We start from the raw sequence: 17,045 nt of genomic DNA on the forward strand, positions 1-17,045 counted from the left end.
GGAGGGAGCGGGCCGGACATATGTTTCATAATACCGTACAAATCGTTCAATCTTTCTGTTTTCTGTGATTTTCACCCACTTAATCTTTATATTTGGGGCATTAATCGGATGAATGGATGAGAATATACCTTTTACTGCTGTTTGTACTTATGATAACGAGAGCGCAAGCTACCAACGTTATTTTTGACCGGATAACAATGGATAGCGGGCTTTCTTCTTCCTCGGTGACCTCTATTTTGAAGGATCGTACCGGGTATGTCTGGGTTGGGACGACTGAAGGCTTGAACCGCTACGATGGATATACGTTTAAAGTATTCTTGCCCGTACCGGATTGTCCGGAAAGTATACAAAGCAGTTCTATCGATAAATTATTCGAGGATTCAGATGGAGGTATCTGGATCTTTTTTTCCTCGGGTGGGATTAGCCGTTATGACAGAGGTTCGGATACATTTTTGAATTTCACGAAAGAATGGCTTCGACAACAGTTACGTGTGTATGGTAGTCCTACTTGTTTCTCGGCCTCCGTTCCGGGACATATCTTTATAGGTACGGAGAACGGGATGTTGGAGTATGACGCTAAAGAGAAGAAATTGGTACGCCTTTCGCCGGCGGGTTCGGTAGTCTCGTCGTCTCCTGTGAATTGTTTGTATTCGGCGCCGGATCATTCGTTTTGGGTAGGGACTTTAGCTGGTTTTAGTTTGTATGACAAAGAAACAAACCACTTTCAAGATTATACGATACGGACAAATGACCGGGAGGATATCAATGCCGGCAATTTGAATGGCGTTAACGCGATCTATATCGACCGGTTTGATTATATGTGGTTAGGTACGGGACGTGAAGGGGCTTTTCGTTCGCTTGATATGGGAGAGCGAGAGATCTTCCAATCTGTCGGTCGTGAGGATACTCGGGTATATCAATTCTTGGAGACCGGTGATGGTGATTTCTGGATCGGACATAATAAGGGGGTAAGCTTGATTAGCCGGATGAACCGGCTTGCCTTGCGATGTGAGCATTTCTTTGACCGGCCGGAGGATCTGGAACCTACGGGAGAATGCCAAGTGCGATCCATCTTCGAGAGTAAGGACGGAACGGTCTGGTTTGATGATAGCCGTTTCAATCAAGGTCTTTTTTATTATTCTCCGAAGGAGAGGAAAATGGGACAGTTGAGGAACGTGCCGGAAGACGCACATTCTATCAGCAGTAACCAGATTACCTGTTTGTTTCTGGATGACTCGGATCATCTGTGGGCGGGGCATTCCACGTATGGGGTGAGCCATGCGGATTTAACACCTTCCTTGTTTCGATATACCTTGGGATACACGGAAAAAGAGAATCTGTCTTCTCTTCATATCCTAGCCGTTTATGAGGATTCGGACCTGAATCTTTGGGTTGCGACCTCTAGGGGATTAGATCGGATTAACCATAAGACTTCCCGGGTAGATATGCGTTTTACCTTCTCACCCCGAAAAAGTCCGTCCTCTTTATCCGGAAAGATTATAGGTTCTATCCGTGAGGATTCGGAGCGGAACCTATGGATCAGTTATCAAGACGCCAACCCGGACCGGTTGAATCTGGATGATTTCCGAATCCGCCCTTTTATACCGGATTACCAAGTCTCTTATGATTATCCGATCAACTCGTTGTCGGAGTTATGTAACTTATGCGTGAGCGAAGAATCTTGGTTTTGGGGAGGAGCGGATGAGGGGCGGCTTCGGGTGTGGGATACGAAGACGAGAGCACTTATCACGTATCGATATATACCGGGTGAGATGAATCCCCTTGCGTCGAATCATATTCATTGTCTGTTTGTGGACTCTTCCGGTTATTTGTGGATCGGTACGAATGCGGGGTTGGATCAATACGACAAGCGAACCGGGCGATTTGATCATTTCACGGTACAGGATGGCTTATCGGGAAATATCGTACGAGGAATCCGTGAAGGTGAGCCGGGCATCCTGTTTGTCAGCACGAATAAAGGGCTGAGTCGCTTGGATATACAAAACCGGCATATCGTTAATTATACGACGGCAAACGGTTTATTATCGAATGAGTTTATGGGTGGCGCTTGCTGTAAGCGCAAATCGGGTGAACTTGTATTTGGCAGTAATGAGGGGATCGTTTCTTTTGATCCCGTTCAGTTAACGGACGGTTTGAGAAAAATACCTGAGTCTTTGCGAATCACGAACCTCACGATCGGAGACTCACGTGAGAAGCAAGGTTTACAGGTGGGTTTTATCGCGTTCGATTATTCTCATCCCCGTAGTATCCGATACCGGTATCGTCTGGATGGATATGATACGGATTGGCGGGAGGTGGACGCCAGCGATCGTACGGCTATATATAACCGCCTACCACCGGGAAACTATGTGTTTCGGGTGGAAACTTCCGGCAATGGTTCCTATTGGAGCGCTCCCATTACCGAACCTGTCAGGATCTTTCCTCCTTGGTGGCGGACGTGGTGGTTTATTTTGCTGGTATTCGTGGTTGTATGCGTACTGTTGTATATCGCCTATAAGAGCCGGGTGCGCTGGTATCAGCTTCGCCAAGCCGAGTTGGAGCGTAAGATACAAGAACGTACACGGCTGTTGAAACAGGCCAAGCAAGAACTGGAGGAAAAAGATGCGTTGAAAACTCGTTTCTTTATGAATGTCTCTCATGAGCTTCGTACCCCTCTGACGATAATCAAGGGATTGACGGAGGATCTGGAACGGCATTCCGGTTCAGAAGAATCTTGTGGAGATAAAGAAACTTTGCGTACGATCTCCCGGAATACCAATCGCTTGATTCGGCATGTCAATGAATTACTGGATTTATCGGTATTGACCCGGGGAGTTCCTTCCCCGCATATTGTTTGTGCGGATCTCAGTCGATTCTTAAAGGAGATTTCGGAAACCTTTATTCCTTTGGCCGATTCCTATAAAATTGCGTTTACGTATTCGATTGCCCCGGATATCTCAATCGCTTATTTTGACAAGAATATCCTAGAGCAGGTTCTATATAATTTACTGTCGAACGCATTTAAGTATACGCCGGATGGTGGTTCGGTAAGCTTTTCCGCTTTATTGGAGCAAAGCTCATCCGATGCGGTCATGACTTTACGAATTACGGATAGTGGAATCGGCATTCCCCCCGAATCGTTACCGTATATTTTTGATCAATATTATAAGGGGGAATCGATAGCGTTTCGCCGCTCGGAGAGTTCGGGGATCGGCCTTGCGTACACAAAAGAGCTATTGGAGTTACATAAGGCAACCATTCAATGTGAGAGTGAATTGGGGAAAGGTTCTGTTTTTACGGTTGCCTTGCCTATATCGGAAGAGGCTTATCCTGAGGAGTGGTTGGAGTATTCGGAACCTAAAATGGAAGAGGCATCTTTGCGGGAATTAGTTCCATTGGAAGGAACAAACCCGGTCCCGGAGAATCTACGACAAACGCTTTTGTTTGTAGAGGATAATGAGGATCTATGTCGTTATTTGATGAATGCTTTTCAAACGGATTACCGGGTCGTGATAGCGAAAAACGGAAAGGTCGGCTTGGAGAAAGCCATGGAGATCCTACCGGACGTGATTGTCTCGGATGTAATGATGCCGGTCATGAATGGGATTGAATGTTGCGAGGCTTTGAAAACGGATGAACGGACGGCCCATATACCGGTTATCCTATTGACTGCTTTAGCGGAAGAACGTCAACAATTGGAAGGGTATGGAGCCGGAGCGGATGATTATCTGCCTAAACCGTTCAGTCTTGCTGTCCTAAAAGCGAAGATCAAGAATCTGCTCAAACGTAGTGAGCAACTAAAGTTATATTTCAGGGATCGGTTCGACTTGCGTACTCCGGAGCAAACCATCGCCGATCCGGATAAGGAATTTGTTTCGAAAGTGACAAGGGTCGTTCTGGCCCATTTGCAGGACCCGGAGTTTGATGTAGAGCTTTTCTGTTCCGAGATGGCGATGAGCCGTGCCAGCTTATTTAGGAAATTAAAGTCTACTACTGGTTGCTCCGCTTCCTCATTCACCCGTAATATACGTATAAAGCGTGCCGCCGAGTTATTGGGGCAGCACGCTTATTCGATCGGGGAGGTAGCTGCTCAGGTCGGCTTCTCCGATCCGAACTATTTTACCCGTTGCTTTAAAGAAATTTACGGGATCACTCCGAGTGAGTTTATTCAGACTTCACCGAGTTCACAGGATTCTCATTCGCCGCTTGCCAGTTCCGGAAAGTAACGGTACCGATCGTAACCGAGAGAATGATTAGGAAAGCTACGATGAAGACCCAAAGATGGAGTGGTGTTTTATAAGCGAAATTCTCTAGCCACTGTTGTGTTCCCATCCATGCTATTGGGATCGAGATGATGAAGCAAACGGAGACGATCCGGATATAAGTCTTGTTGAACATCAAAAGAATCTGTCCGGTAGTCGCTCCGTTGATCTTGCGGATACCGATCTCTTTCCGGCGGTATTGCGTCTCAAATAGCACGAGTCCGAATACACCTACGATAGAGATCAAGATCGCCATTATTCCGAATAGGGAGATTAGTTTACCCAGTGTTTGTTCTTTCTGATATAAATTGTTTAAAATGGTGTTGTAGAAAGAGATCTCGAAAGGGAAAGTCGGATCGATCTCTTTCAATGTTTCCCGGACGTGGGCGACAGCTTCCTGTAAATTCGTTTTCGAATTGAAGCGGATATAGGATACCAATTTAGGATTGGGTATATCGTTATTCAATGCGAATACGAAAGGCGAGCTTGCGATCCGGCAAGAGTTAAACCGAAAATCCTTGCTGACTCCTAGAACCGTACGATCATTGAAACGATCTCCGGGATGTAAGTGGAAATCCCGCTCTGCCGCCGGATTGATGATATAATCACTTTGTGCCTTGTTTAAATCCTCCCGTGTAAAATCCCTTCCTTCCTCTACTTGGATATCCATGACGGAAAGGAAATTCTCGGAGGCATAGAATACCTTGAAGAATACATCCTTATCTTCATGACGGGCATATTCGAGATCGATCATGTCATCTTCTTTCGATAATTCGTAGACGGAGAAGGCCACATCCTCTATTCCCGGATAATCTTTAAGTTTCTGGATATATTGGGGCTTATGCTTGGCGTAGATCTCCGGTGTCAGGTTCACGATGGCTACTTGGTCTTTATTGAATCCTAGTTGCTCGCTAGAGGTCATGAAATGGTTCTGAAGTCCCATGAATAAGGTGACAATAATCAAGGCGATCGATACCGTGTATTGGAAACCGATCAGGGCGACACGTACTTTTTTCCCTTTGGGACTAAGACCGAAAGAGCCCTTTAGTACCAAGGCCGGCGCATAGGAGGTACTTCGTATAGCTGGATAAAGTCCCGCCAAGCAACCCGTCAAGATAGCGATCAGTGCAGTGAGAAGGATCAGGCCTTTGTATTGACTAAGACGTATATCCGCATCTACCCAATTAGCGATCGGTGTGTAAGACAAATCGTTTACGATGAATAAGGCGAGAATGTAGGATATCAAGCAGATCACGATCGATTCAATCAGTGAGATGGCTTGTAACTTATAGATGGAGCATCCTAATACCCGGTGCGTATTGATCGTTTTCAATCGTAGGGGAATCAACGAGGTTGTGAGATTGGTAAAATTGATTCCGGCGATGAATAAGATGAGGAAAGCGATACCCAGTAACACATAATTTGTCTCCCGGTGACCTTTCGGATTAAAGTCGAAAGTTGTATCATGCGTGTAATAAACTTCCTTTAAGGGGGTTAGACGTAATGCGATCTCTTGCGCTGAACCCATTTGGCTTTTAGCGAAATCGAAAGTCTTGTTGAAATGATCCAATACCTCCTCTTTATTTAGGGGATCGTCTAGCGTGACGTATATTTCGTTGGCATACATTTGCCAAGAACTTTTTAATAGATCCAGTTGGTCCATCGGGACGTAAATACGGTTTTGTACTGTAGTATTTCCCGGGAAATCCTTATAGACACCCCCAATAGTAAGTATCGTGGTACTTACAGGTTGCCAGCCACTACTGCCGGACATCCGGATACGTTTACCGATAGCGGATTGTTTGTCGAACAGCCTTTTGGCGACACTCTCCGGAATGAGTACGGAACCGGGAATGGATAGGCATTCGACGGAACCTTCTTTCATGTGGAAATCAAAGACATCTGAGATATTGGGTAGACAAAGCTGGAAGTTTTCCTTAAATACTTTCGCTTCTCCTTGATCGTCTACCTCGTCGATTTGGCAATACCGTTCTCCTCCGTAGAATGGATAACGGTAGGAGTAATCCGTGATATGAGCGGATGAGTTAACAAAAGCATCGCTAAACATTAGGCAATGGATGGCGTTATGCTCGAATTCTCCGTGATTTGCCTCTAGCCGGAAGGTTCGGCCCGATTTACTGTGCATGGCATCGTAATTCATCTCGTAATCCACCTGCATTACTATCAGGAGGAAGGCGGCGAAAGCGATTGTCAAGCCGAAGAGGTTTAACACGACGGCGGTCTTAAACCGCTTGAATAGATAAAGTAAGTTTCGAATCATTAGTTTCATTGTAACAGGTTTTAAATATATTCATTTTTTAGAAAAGAGGCAAATAATGTGCCATCGATGTAACGTTCTGCTAATCATAAGATAATAGAAAAATGCTTAGAAACGATTGTGTGTGCCTTCGCACGGTGCACGTTCGCTTTCGCACGTTATTTGATTTTAATTCGTAAGTTCGCGGATGTTTTACATATAGAAAGATAATTCGGAAATATCAGCATGGAAACTTCAAATAAACTCTGTTATTGGTTCCTTTTTTATAAAGACCAACTGTTGCTTCAGAAAGAGAATGATACGTATACCATCCCTTATGGCGAGAATCCCCCAGTTCCGGTTTCTCATACGCTGGAGGTTGATTACCGGGATGGACTTCCCGCGCGTACGGCAGAATTGGATACTCCGGTGGAGGGGAATGACCGTTACGTACATATGGGGTTGCGTGCCTCTTGGGATTATATCTCGAGAGCGTGTTACGAGAAGGCGGGTAAGGCTTTTCAATTGCTTTATTGGGATAGCCATAGCCGTTTCTGCCCGGTATGTGGTACTCCTACCGTACAGACTACGTCGATCATGAAGCAATGTCCTTCTTGCAAACATGAGATTTATCCGACAATCTCAGCAGCGATGATCGTCTTGATCCGTAAGGAGGATTCGATTCTTTTGGTACATGCCCGTAATTTCCGGGGAACTTTCCATGGATTAGTGGCCGGATTCTTAGAAGTTGGCGAGACCTTGGAAGAGTGTGTGCGTCGGGAGGTCCGTGAGGAAACGGGTTTAGAGGTCGATAATATCACTTATTTCGGAAACCAACCCTGGCCTTATCCGAGTGGCTTGATGGTAGGCTTTGTAGCGGATTATGTAAGTGGGGAAATTAAGTTGCAGGATGAGGAACTAAGTTCTGGTGCCTTCTATACCAAAGATAACTTACCGGAGATCCCCCGTAAGTTGAGCTTGGCCCGTAAGCTAATCGATTGGTGGTTGGATCATCAATGAGGAGTCCTTTTTTGCGGCCTCTGCCTGTTGTCTTTCGAATTTCTTCCTTTTAGAGATGACATCCGGGGTAGGGAGGTTACCGTAGTTTTGCCAAGTTCCGTTGCGTTTTGCGTTGCGTTTATGGACATATGTTTTCCGGCTGGTCATCCTTCCTAGATCGAAGGTAGCTAGTGAGGTACGACCACTGGACGGAGTCCTTTTCAATTCATCTAAGATAGATTGATAGACAGGCAGTATCTTTTTATACGGTGGATTATGTCGCCAGAATACCGATGGTGGTAAATCCTTCAATGCTACTTTTCGGTGTGTCGTATCGTCTTGTTGGATATATTCTGAGAAATCTTTGGTGATAGGGATATTGCTGGGAGCGGCCAGTTGAGGTTTCCCCATCGGTTTTCCTGGTTCCGGGTTGAGGAAAGAACCGCTTTGGATTGCTTTTTGGAATTCAGGGTTCAATTTGATGGAATCTTTGCCTGCTAATACATCCTTTAGCCAGATCGAATCTTGCTCAGTCCATTGCGCATAGCCTAAGTGTATATTTATACAGACGAAAAATCCAATCAATAGTGGTCTCATGAATGCCTGAATTGTTAATTGTGTTCAAAGATAGTCTTCCTTCTTTCTCCTCGTTTTTTCTTTCGCTTAAATAGTCTTACCGTTTACTTAATCTTAACCCTCTTTGCGGACTATTAATTTAACAGTTCATCTGCGCACGATAATCGTTCGATTACGCACGCTTCTTCCATTGATTTAATACCTACCTTTGAGGCATCACAAACTAGTTCAGCGCTTATGAAAAAGGGAAAACTATTAATTATAGATGATAATGAGGACATTCTTTTTGCCCTTAATTTATTACTGGAGCCCTATATGGAACAAATAAGAGTGGCTACGCAACCGGAGCGCATCGATCATTTCATGCGGACTTTTATCCCGGATATTATCTTGTTGGATATGAACTTCAAACGGGATGCTATTAGTGGTCAGGAGGGTTTCTATTGGCTGGAGAAGATAAAGAAGATAGACCCGGACGTGGTGGTTCTTTTTATGACTGCCTATTCGGATACGGATAAGGCCGTGCGGGCGATTAAGGCGGGAGCTACCGACTTTATCCCGAAACCTTGGGAAAAGGAGAAATTACTCGCTACACTCTCTTCGGCATTGGAACTTCGGGAGAGTAGGGCGGAAGTGCGAAATTTAAAGAAACAAGTTGAGATTCTTAGTTCACCCGAGGATGCTGGCTTCGAGATCATCGGTGAAAGCGAACCGATGCAGGCTATTTTCGCTACGGTCGATAAATTAAAGAATACGGATGCCAATATATTAATCTTGGGGGAGAATGGAACCGGTAAAGATTTAGTTGCCCGCGCCTTATATCATCAATCTCCGCGTTCGGGGAATCTTTTCGTCGGGATCGATGTGGGCTCTATTCCGGAACAACTTTTCGAGAGTGAATTATTCGGCTATGAGAAAGGGGCTTTTACGGATGCCCGTAAGGAAAAGCCGGGACGAATGGAGGTAGCTTCCGGTGGCACCTTGTTCTTGGATGAGATCGGGAACTTAAGCCTTTCCATGCAAGCGAAACTGTTGACCGCTTTGGAAAAACGACAGATAACCCGTTTGGGAGCAACGCAACCCATACCGATTGATATCCGGTTGATCTGCGCAACGAACGTGAATATCCATCATCTTGTGGCAGAAGGTACTTTCCGGCAAGATCTTTTATATCGTATTAATACGATCGAGTTACATATTCCTCCCTTGAGGGAACGAGGAAATGACGTGATCTTATTGGCTGAACATTTCTTGTCGAAGTATGCTCGTAAATATAAGAAAGACTTGAAGGGCATTAACAGGGATGGGAAGAATAAGCTACATAATTATGCTTGGCCTGGTAATGTACGTGAACTGCAACATGCGATTGAACGGGCGGTTATCTTGTCTGAAAGTAATTGGCTAAGGCCGGAAGACTTTATTCTGCGTTCTGTCCCGCTTAGGGATAAGGAACCATCCGATGAGTTAAATCTGACGGTATTGGAGAAAGAAGCGATCGAACGTGCCTTACGTCGTGCCGAGGGGAATATCACTCGTGCCGCCGAGCTTCTAGGGATTACCCGCTTTACCTTGTATCGTAAATTGGAGAAATTTGGCTTATGATACGTTACTTGTTGTTCGCTCGTATTTTGGGGATCGTGGTATTGTCTTTTACTGCCTCATTCTTAATGCTGAAAGGGTTTTTGTTTATTCCCGTGCTGTTCGGATTTTGTATTCTTGCGCTTTCGGTTTTCTTATATAAGGATCAGCAAAAGACTGTTAAGCGGATGGAATACCTGATAGAGAGTATTCATTACGGGGATCTGAGCCTGTTTTATCCTTCCGATTCAATGACGGAAGACGAAAAGGCTTTGGCCTCTTCTATGAACGCTGCCTTGGAGGCTTTGCGGAGTCGATTGTATAGTTCGGTGGTCGCTGAGGCGGAAACCGAGGCATGGCAGAAACTTATCCGGGTATTGACGCATGAGATCATGAACTCGATCGCTCCGGTAATCTCTTTATCAGAGACGGTAGCCGAGCGTGCGACGATAAATGGCATGAATGAGAGAGACTACGCTATCATGGTACAAGCCATGCAAACGATCCACCGGAGAAGTAAGGGGCTATTGGATTTTGTCGAGAATTATCGGCAATTAACCCGTCTGCCTTTACCTACTTTACGAAACTTCTCGGTTTCGGCTCTCTTTGACGATATCCGGCTTCTATTTCCGGAGAAGTCCGACATCCTCTTCTTTCGTGTAAAACCGGAAGACTTGAATTTATATGCGGACCGGATCATGGTGGAACAAGTATTAATTAATCTATTGAAAAATGCGATAGAGGCTTGTGAAGAGTCCTTATCTCCTCAAATAGTCGTGGAGGCTGTCCAAAAAGCCGGCATGGTTATTATTTCGGTGATTGATAATGGTAGCGGAATTGTTCCCGAGGTGATCGACAAGGTCTTCGTGCCTTTCTTCACGACTAAATCTAAAGGTTCCGGTATCGGATTAAGTCTTTGCCGGCAGATCATGAACCGTCATAGAGGAAGTATTAGTCTCGACTCTCAAGTAGAGAAGGGTTCCTCTTTCGTTTTGCGTTTTCCGATTGTTACCAAACGGATTCTATAAATAAGTATTAATACATGCGATTAGCTTATCCGGCTTGATCGGTTTAGCGATGTAAGAGGAGAATCCGCTTTGTTTTACCCGTTCCTCATCTTCCGCGAAGGCGAAAGCCGTTACGGCGATGATAGGAATGGACTGGTTCTTTTCCCGAATTACCCGTGTAGCCTCATAGCCGTCTACGATCGGCATTTTTAGGTCCATTAGGATTAAGTCCGGTTGATATTTATTGAATAAATCGATCGCTTGTTCCCCGTTCCATGCGTGTATAAGGTTATAATCTTTCAACATGGCTTGGAATAAAGTATAGTTGCTTTCGTTATCTTCCGCTATTAATAGGGTTGCAGATTTGGATGACTGGCTCTTCTGTACATTCTCGGTCTTTGGTTTCTCATGCGGGACTTCCTGCATCTCTAGTATCGAATAGGGCAACGTAAACCAGAATGTAGAACCTTTTCCTTGCTCTGATTCCACCCCTATATCTCCACCCAGACGCTTGATAATCATCTGGCAGATCGATAATCCTAGCCCCGTTCCTTGCACAAAGCTATTTAACTTAACGAAACGGGTGAAAACTTGACCGATCTTATCCTTGGCGATACCGCATCCCGTATCTTTTACATAGAAATACAACTCATCATCTCTATGGCGGTAGCCAAACAGGATGCTACCTTGAGTCGTGAATTTGATGGCGTTGTTGATAAAGTTCGTAATGACTTGGGAGACCCGGTTACGGTCGGTGCGTAAGATACAATTCGGGATCTTCTCGACAAAGCATACCTGCACACCATCTTGCGCCTTCAAACGGGAAGACTGCTCGATATCGGAGAATAGTTGATTGACATCTACGTCTGAATCCACGAATTCTAGCGTACCCGCCTCTATCTTGGCTAGATCGAGAATATCATTGATCAATTGCAATAGCAGGTCGTTGTTGCTATTAATGATATTGATATATTCCTCTTTATCCTCCATATTCTCGGTTACGGCCAATAATCCGGAGAAACCGACGATCGCATTCAATGGCGTTCGAATCTCATGACTCATATTCGCCAAGAACGCGGATTTCAAACGATCGGACTCTTCCGCTTTCTCTTTCGCTTTCCTCAGTTCGTTCTCCGCCTGTTTTTGTTTTGTCACATCTTCTTTCTTGAAAATAACCCCGATAAGGTTGTCGTGCTCGTCTAATACAGGGTTCGCCAAAATATGAAGATACTTTCCATCGCCGAACTCATTCGTGATATCGACCTGCTTTTTGGTTTCCATGGCCTTTGCGACCGTGCAACGGGTACAATAAGGCTTTACTCCGTTCTTGACCAAGAAGCAATTAGCCGGACCGAATTCAGGGATACAGTCATGGAACTCTACCTCATTTCTCCATTTTACGGTATAATCCGGCTTGATGAAATAGATGGAAGCTTGGATATTATTCATGATTAGTATATTATCCTTCTGTAGATCCAATAACTTATCTTTCAGTTTATTGGTCCGGATAAAGAAGATTAATATCATAATCAGGAAAATAAATAATACGGTGATTACGCTTAGCAAGATCTCGAACCTGTATTTGGAGAATAGGCTCGGGTCCTCGTTGATAATAGTAGCGTCGTGGGGCAATGACAATCTGCTGATATCAAAAGCCTTGATCTTTGAAGCGTCGAACATATATCCATTGGGAATGATTTGTGGATGGATATCTTTAGGGGCGATTTTCTTTTCCAATATACTTAAAGCCTCTTTCGCCAAATCGGAACCTATAGGCCTGTATTTGGGACTGAAACCTCCGATGGCCCAGTGCCCTATGCCGACGGATGCCAATGTGAATGTCGGGATTCTGGGATTGGCGGTCATCATGGTATACGTGGCATTTCCAACATAATACCCGTCGTTCACGTCTACACGCCATGTACCAATCAATATCACGGTCTGATCCGGCAGGTTCTTGATTTGCTCAACGATGGTGTAGATATTATTCTTTCTTCCATCCAGTAATATCAAGTTCAGATCCTTGATATTTTCCATTTCCTTTTTTACCAAGGTCTGCATAGCTAAACCACCGTAGGTATTATCGGTGATTAATGCTATATTTTGAGTTTGGGGATATAACTTACGTATTAACCGGATATTTTCTTTTACGTCATAAGAATACAAGAACCCGCCAAGGTGTAAACCTTTATCTACGTACTCTTGGATATCGATGTATTTCGGTTCCCATTCAGCGACATTTAAATCCGAGTCGGGTAATAAGATCGCATTCTTACTGATCATACCGCATAAAACCGGTATATTAGGCTTGTATTCTTGGGAGATATAAGAAGCCCATGCCTCTTGACCTAAGATAATGATAAGCTGAGGGGTGTTATTTTCCTTATATTTATCCAATATACCTCTCATCTTACCGTCCCATAAGGGGGCTTCCGGGAGGCTCTTACAGTTCATGTTCTCGATAACCACCGGCGAGATACCACCTCCCCGCTTATATTCCTCCATAAACTCGGAAATATTGGCGGTCGTATTACGTGTATCGGGATTGTAGGAGCTAATGATTAAAATAGGGCCTGCATTATCTGTAGCGTATAAGTGGAAAGAAAAGACCAGACTTAACACGATAAAGAGTACGAATCGTATGTAGTATTTTAATAATGTCATTCTTTACCTACCTATTCATGTGCTTATTTGCGATTAAAGTACTATTTTTTGTTCATACAGTCCACAAAAATAGAAAAGATTTATGATTAATTGCTGAAATTCAAAATAAAAAGAATCTATTACGCCTAAAATCTATAACTCGATCATCACTCCGATACTTGGGAGAAGCGTTCCTGTAAGACGTTCTATCGGTCTTAATTCGTACCGTTGTTCATATATGGGAGCTTCCGGGTTGATAATTTTACCCGTTTTGATATATACGTCTTGCTCTTTGTATTTGGAATTCAATATGTTTTGGATGTCGATATAGGCTCCAAGCATGATCTTTTTGAAGTAAAATGTTTTATCGATACGGATATCTAACTGCGTGAATGGCTTGAGCCGTTCGCTGTTAAACCGGCTGTAATCATAGTATAGCCCGTTATTAGCGTCCCAAGCTTCTACATAACTACTCTTTTCTACATCGTAAGGCGTATAGGGAGCGCCTCCTACTACCCGGAACTTGGCGCCTACGTCCCAGTTCTTGGGTAAAGAATAAGTCCCGCTAAACGTGAACAGATGCTTATTGTCCCAAGCCGAGGGAAGATAAGTGTCCATATTTCTCCCATCCTTGAATTCGCTTCTTACCAAAGTGTAGGATGCGATGAAAGTAAGCCCTTTATAATTATACCAACGTCCCATGATCTCAAGCCCATAAGCTCGCCCTGTAGCGGTAGACGATACGGCCTCATTTCCCAAGACACCATAGTCTGTACCTTTCGACGCGAGTGGGATACTGTCGAGTATGGACATCGGATAACGATCATAATGTTTATAGAATCCTTCGGCCGTGAATTTCAAGTATGAGGTAGGACGGTATTCCAAGCCTAATCCGGCTTGGTCGCTTCGGATATAGCTTAAATGATTTGTCCGGTTTACATAATTACCTTCATTATCCTTGAATCCCAATGTCGTATAAGGAGGAAGCTCGTAGTAGCGTCCGATATTCGCGTTTATATAAAGCGGATCGGACAAGCGGTAGGATAAGGATAGGCGAGGAGATAACTGATCTAACAAATTATTCATATCCGAGGAATAATTGTTTGCGTCCGCACGAACACCTAAAGAGGCGGTAAACCGCTCGTTATAACTCTCATAAATAGCCGTGGCATAGATACCCCACTTCCATATGCCAAGGTCTGTTTGATATACGATGGTACGGGGGATAGAGGTAAATTGCTTTTGATAGGTGTCATTCGTGTATTGGGCGTATTCGATGTTTCCTCCGACATTCAATTGAATGAATGGTAAGCGGAACGTGTTTTCCGTTCGGAACTTATTCTCGATCTCATCCGAACGGTAATTTAAGGAGAGATTCTCTTCCTTGCTTTCGTCATTGTCTTTGTATTTAATATTCTTATTGTTGGTCTGGCTACGGCTGATAATGACCGAGTAGAGATTTTTACCGGCGTAGTGTTTATAAACCGCTCCAAGGGTATACGTTTTTTGTTTTACGACCGGCAAGTAAGAGAGGATATATTGGTTTTTCTCGCTCATGTCTTTCATTCCTGTATTCAGCTTCATATCATCGATCGCCCCTAATCCGAGAACTGTAAGCTCATTCTTGGGGTTGAAGGAGTGCTTAATCTTGAATTGGGCATCCGTGAAAGTAGGTAAGAACGGCAAGCCGATCATATCGAAAAGGAATTGAAGGTAAGAGCGACGAACAGACACTTGGTAAGTGGTCTTTTTTCCTAGCGGTCCATTAGCGGACACACCGATATCTGAGGCTCCTAGGACTCCTCGCAATGAGAATTTCTCCTTATTCCCATCTTGTAGTTTAAAATCCAATACCGAACTTAAAGTGTTCCCTTTGGATGCGGGGAATGCGGCCGAATAAAAGTTGACCTCCCGGATAAAATCGGGATTGATAATACCGACCGGACCTCCGGAGGCTCCTTGGGTAGAGAAATGGTTGATATTCGGTATCTCTACGCCATCCAAAAAGAAACGGTTTTCCGAGGGACCTCCTCCTCTTACCATCAAGTCGTTACGAAACGCTGCCGTAGACGCTACTCCCGGAAAGGTTTGTACTACCCGGGAGATATCCCGGTTTCCTCCCGCGCTTTTCTCTATCTCCTTGAAACCGATTACACGAAGTCCTAGCGGACTTTCGGCGGTTTTACGGAACGGAGAGGCTACTACGCTAACCTCTTGCAGATTCTGGCTGGCTTCCTCTAGCTCGATCGGGAAGAATATATCTTTATTCGCTAGTCTGAATTCGGCGGTAACGAATGGCTTATATCCCAGAAAGGAGGATTGGAGACGATAGCTTCCGGGTGATATGCCGGATATCTCGAATAATCCGGTGGAATCGGTGACCGCCCCTTGCGTCGTGTTCCATACCACTACGTTAGCGAAAGGTATCGGCTGTCCGCTCGATGCGTCTTTTACAACTCCCTTGATAGAGAAGGAGCGCTGTTGACCGATAGCGGCTTGTATGGTACATAATAAGAATAGTAAGAAGTAAAGATGGCGTCTATCCATATCTTATATCATATTTATAGCGGTAAAGATAAGTATTATTCTGATTCGTATGTATTATCTTTGCATACATATGGAGAAAGAATTACAGATAACGGCGGATGGAAGCCATACGCTATATATTCCGGCGATGGATGAACATTATCATTCCGTGAACGGGGCCCTGCAGGAATCAAGACATATATTTATAGAGGCGGGATTGCATGCGCTTGAAAAAGACTTTATCCGAATCGTGGAGATTGGCTTCGGTACAGGGCTGAACGCCTTCTTGACATTGAAGGATGTCGAGCTATCTCAAGCACATCATATTGATTATCATACAGTGGAGTTATACCCGCTTCCTTTAGATACGATTCGTGCCTTGAATTATGGGGAGCTGATCTGGCCGGAGAGAAAAGAGTTATTCTTAGCCTTGCATGAGGCGGAGTGGAATACTCCCGTTTCAATCTCAGAGCGCTTTACACTTCATAAAATAGAAGGAAATAGTAACGCCTGTGAACTACCGGATGATATCGATTTGATCTATTTCGACGCATTTGCGCCCGAGAAACAACCGGAGATGTGGAATCAGGAAATCTATAATCGTTTGTATGCTCATACCGCACCGGGCGGAGTGATCATAACCTATTGCGCAAAAGGAGAGGTACGCAGAGGTATGCAAGCGGCTGGTTTTGAGATGAGCCGTCTTCCCGGTCCTCCGGGCAAGCGACATATACTTAGGGGTAAAAATTGAGAATTGAAAGTTACAGAGCGTATTCCTCGGTATTTTCAATTCTCAATTCTCAACTTTCAATTATTTAAGCATTGCCTCGATCTTTTCTACGAACTTATCCTTAGCCGTAGCGCCTACTACTTTATCAACCATCTTACCGTCTTTGAAGAAAAGAACGGTAGGGATGTTGCGGATACCGAATTGTCCGACTACATCGTCATTCTCGTCAACGTTCATTTTACCGATCGTCACACGACCTTCGTATTCGGTTGCCAACTCATCAATGATAGGAGATACCATGCGGCAAGGGCCACACCACTCTGCCCAAAAGTCAAGAACCATGGGCTTTCCGGAGTTAACCAACTCCTCGAAATTAGCGTCTGTAATTTGTAGTGCCATTTTGAATTACGTATTATTTAATTATGAATTATAATCTAATGATTGTTATGACGCCAAAAGTACAAATT

Annotated in this window: 10 protein-coding genes; 5 read left to right on the forward strand and 5 right to left on the reverse strand. The window is 44.3% G+C overall.

Annotated elements, in window-relative coordinates:
- Positions 1-116: 116 nt before the first annotated feature.
- The gene (locus tag DWX84_RS10590) at positions 117-4,226 is read left to right on the forward strand and encodes a hybrid sensor histidine kinase/response regulator transcription factor (protein ID WP_122377508.1); all 4,110 of its coding nucleotides are present in this window, start codon (positions 117-119) and stop codon (positions 4,224-4,226) included.
- Here the strand turns inward: DWX84_RS10590 and DWX84_RS10595 are convergent.
- The gene (locus DWX84_RS10595; RefSeq protein WP_044545156.1) at positions 4,165-6,552 is read right to left on the reverse strand and encodes an ABC transporter permease; all 2,388 of its coding nucleotides are present in this window, start codon (positions 6,550-6,552) and stop codon (positions 4,165-4,167) included. The two genes, DWX84_RS10590 and DWX84_RS10595, sit on opposite strands and share 62 nt — an antisense overlap.
- Positions 6,553-6,765: 213 nt before the next feature.
- Here DWX84_RS10595 and nudC point away from each other — a divergent pair, with 213 nt between their 5' ends.
- Positions 6,766-7,539, forward strand: coding sequence for an NAD(+) diphosphatase (nudC, locus tag DWX84_RS10600; protein WP_009016882.1), 774 nt, complete (start codon positions 6,766-6,768; stop codon positions 7,537-7,539).
- Here nudC and DWX84_RS10605 read toward each other — a convergent pair.
- Positions 7,510-8,115, reverse strand: coding sequence for a DUF4858 domain-containing protein (locus DWX84_RS10605; protein WP_008772812.1), 606 nt, complete (start codon positions 8,113-8,115; stop codon positions 7,510-7,512). The genes nudC and DWX84_RS10605 overlap by 30 nt on opposite strands.
- A gap of 216 nt (positions 8,116-8,331) precedes the next feature.
- Here DWX84_RS10605 and DWX84_RS10610 point away from each other — a divergent pair, with 216 nt between their 5' ends.
- Positions 8,332-9,696, forward strand: coding sequence for a sigma-54 dependent transcriptional regulator (locus tag DWX84_RS10610; RefSeq protein WP_009275379.1), 1,365 nt, complete (start codon positions 8,332-8,334; stop codon positions 9,694-9,696).
- Complete coding sequence (locus tag DWX84_RS10615; protein ID WP_121960665.1) at positions 9,693-10,700, forward strand: PAS domain-containing sensor histidine kinase; 1,008 nt, start codon at positions 9,693-9,695, stop codon at positions 10,698-10,700. Before DWX84_RS10610 ends, DWX84_RS10615 begins: the two co-directional genes overlap by 4 nt.
- On the opposite strand, the gene DWX84_RS10620 is transcribed toward DWX84_RS10615, so the two are convergent.
- On the reverse strand, positions 10,695-13,343 hold the full coding sequence (locus DWX84_RS10620; protein WP_121960664.1) for an ATP-binding protein: 2,649 nt from the start codon (positions 13,341-13,343) through the stop codon (positions 10,695-10,697). The two genes, DWX84_RS10615 and DWX84_RS10620, sit on opposite strands and share 6 nt — an antisense overlap.
- 132 nt (positions 13,344-13,475) lie before the next feature.
- Complete coding sequence (locus tag DWX84_RS10625; protein ID WP_057326204.1) at positions 13,476-15,869, reverse strand: TonB-dependent receptor; 2,394 nt, start codon at positions 15,867-15,869, stop codon at positions 13,476-13,478.
- A 70-nt stretch (positions 15,870-15,939) separates the two neighbouring features.
- Here DWX84_RS10625 and mnmD point away from each other — a divergent pair, with 70 nt between their 5' ends.
- Complete coding sequence (gene mnmD / locus DWX84_RS10630; protein ID WP_122297516.1) at positions 15,940-16,599, forward strand: tRNA (5-methylaminomethyl-2-thiouridine)(34)-methyltransferase MnmD; 660 nt, start codon at positions 15,940-15,942, stop codon at positions 16,597-16,599.
- Positions 16,600-16,659: 60 nt separating this feature from the next.
- On the opposite strand, the gene trxA is transcribed toward mnmD, so the two are convergent.
- Positions 16,660-16,977: a thioredoxin gene (gene trxA / locus DWX84_RS10635; RefSeq protein WP_005867529.1), complete on the reverse strand. Its 318-nt coding sequence runs from the start codon at positions 16,975-16,977 to the stop codon at positions 16,660-16,662.
- Between the last annotated feature and the right edge of the window lie 68 nt (positions 16,978-17,045).

This window comes from Parabacteroides sp. AF21-43 (assembly GCF_003635435.1).
GTDB classification, from domain to species: Bacteria; Bacteroidota; Bacteroidia; order Bacteroidales; family Tannerellaceae; genus Parabacteroides; species Parabacteroides distasonis.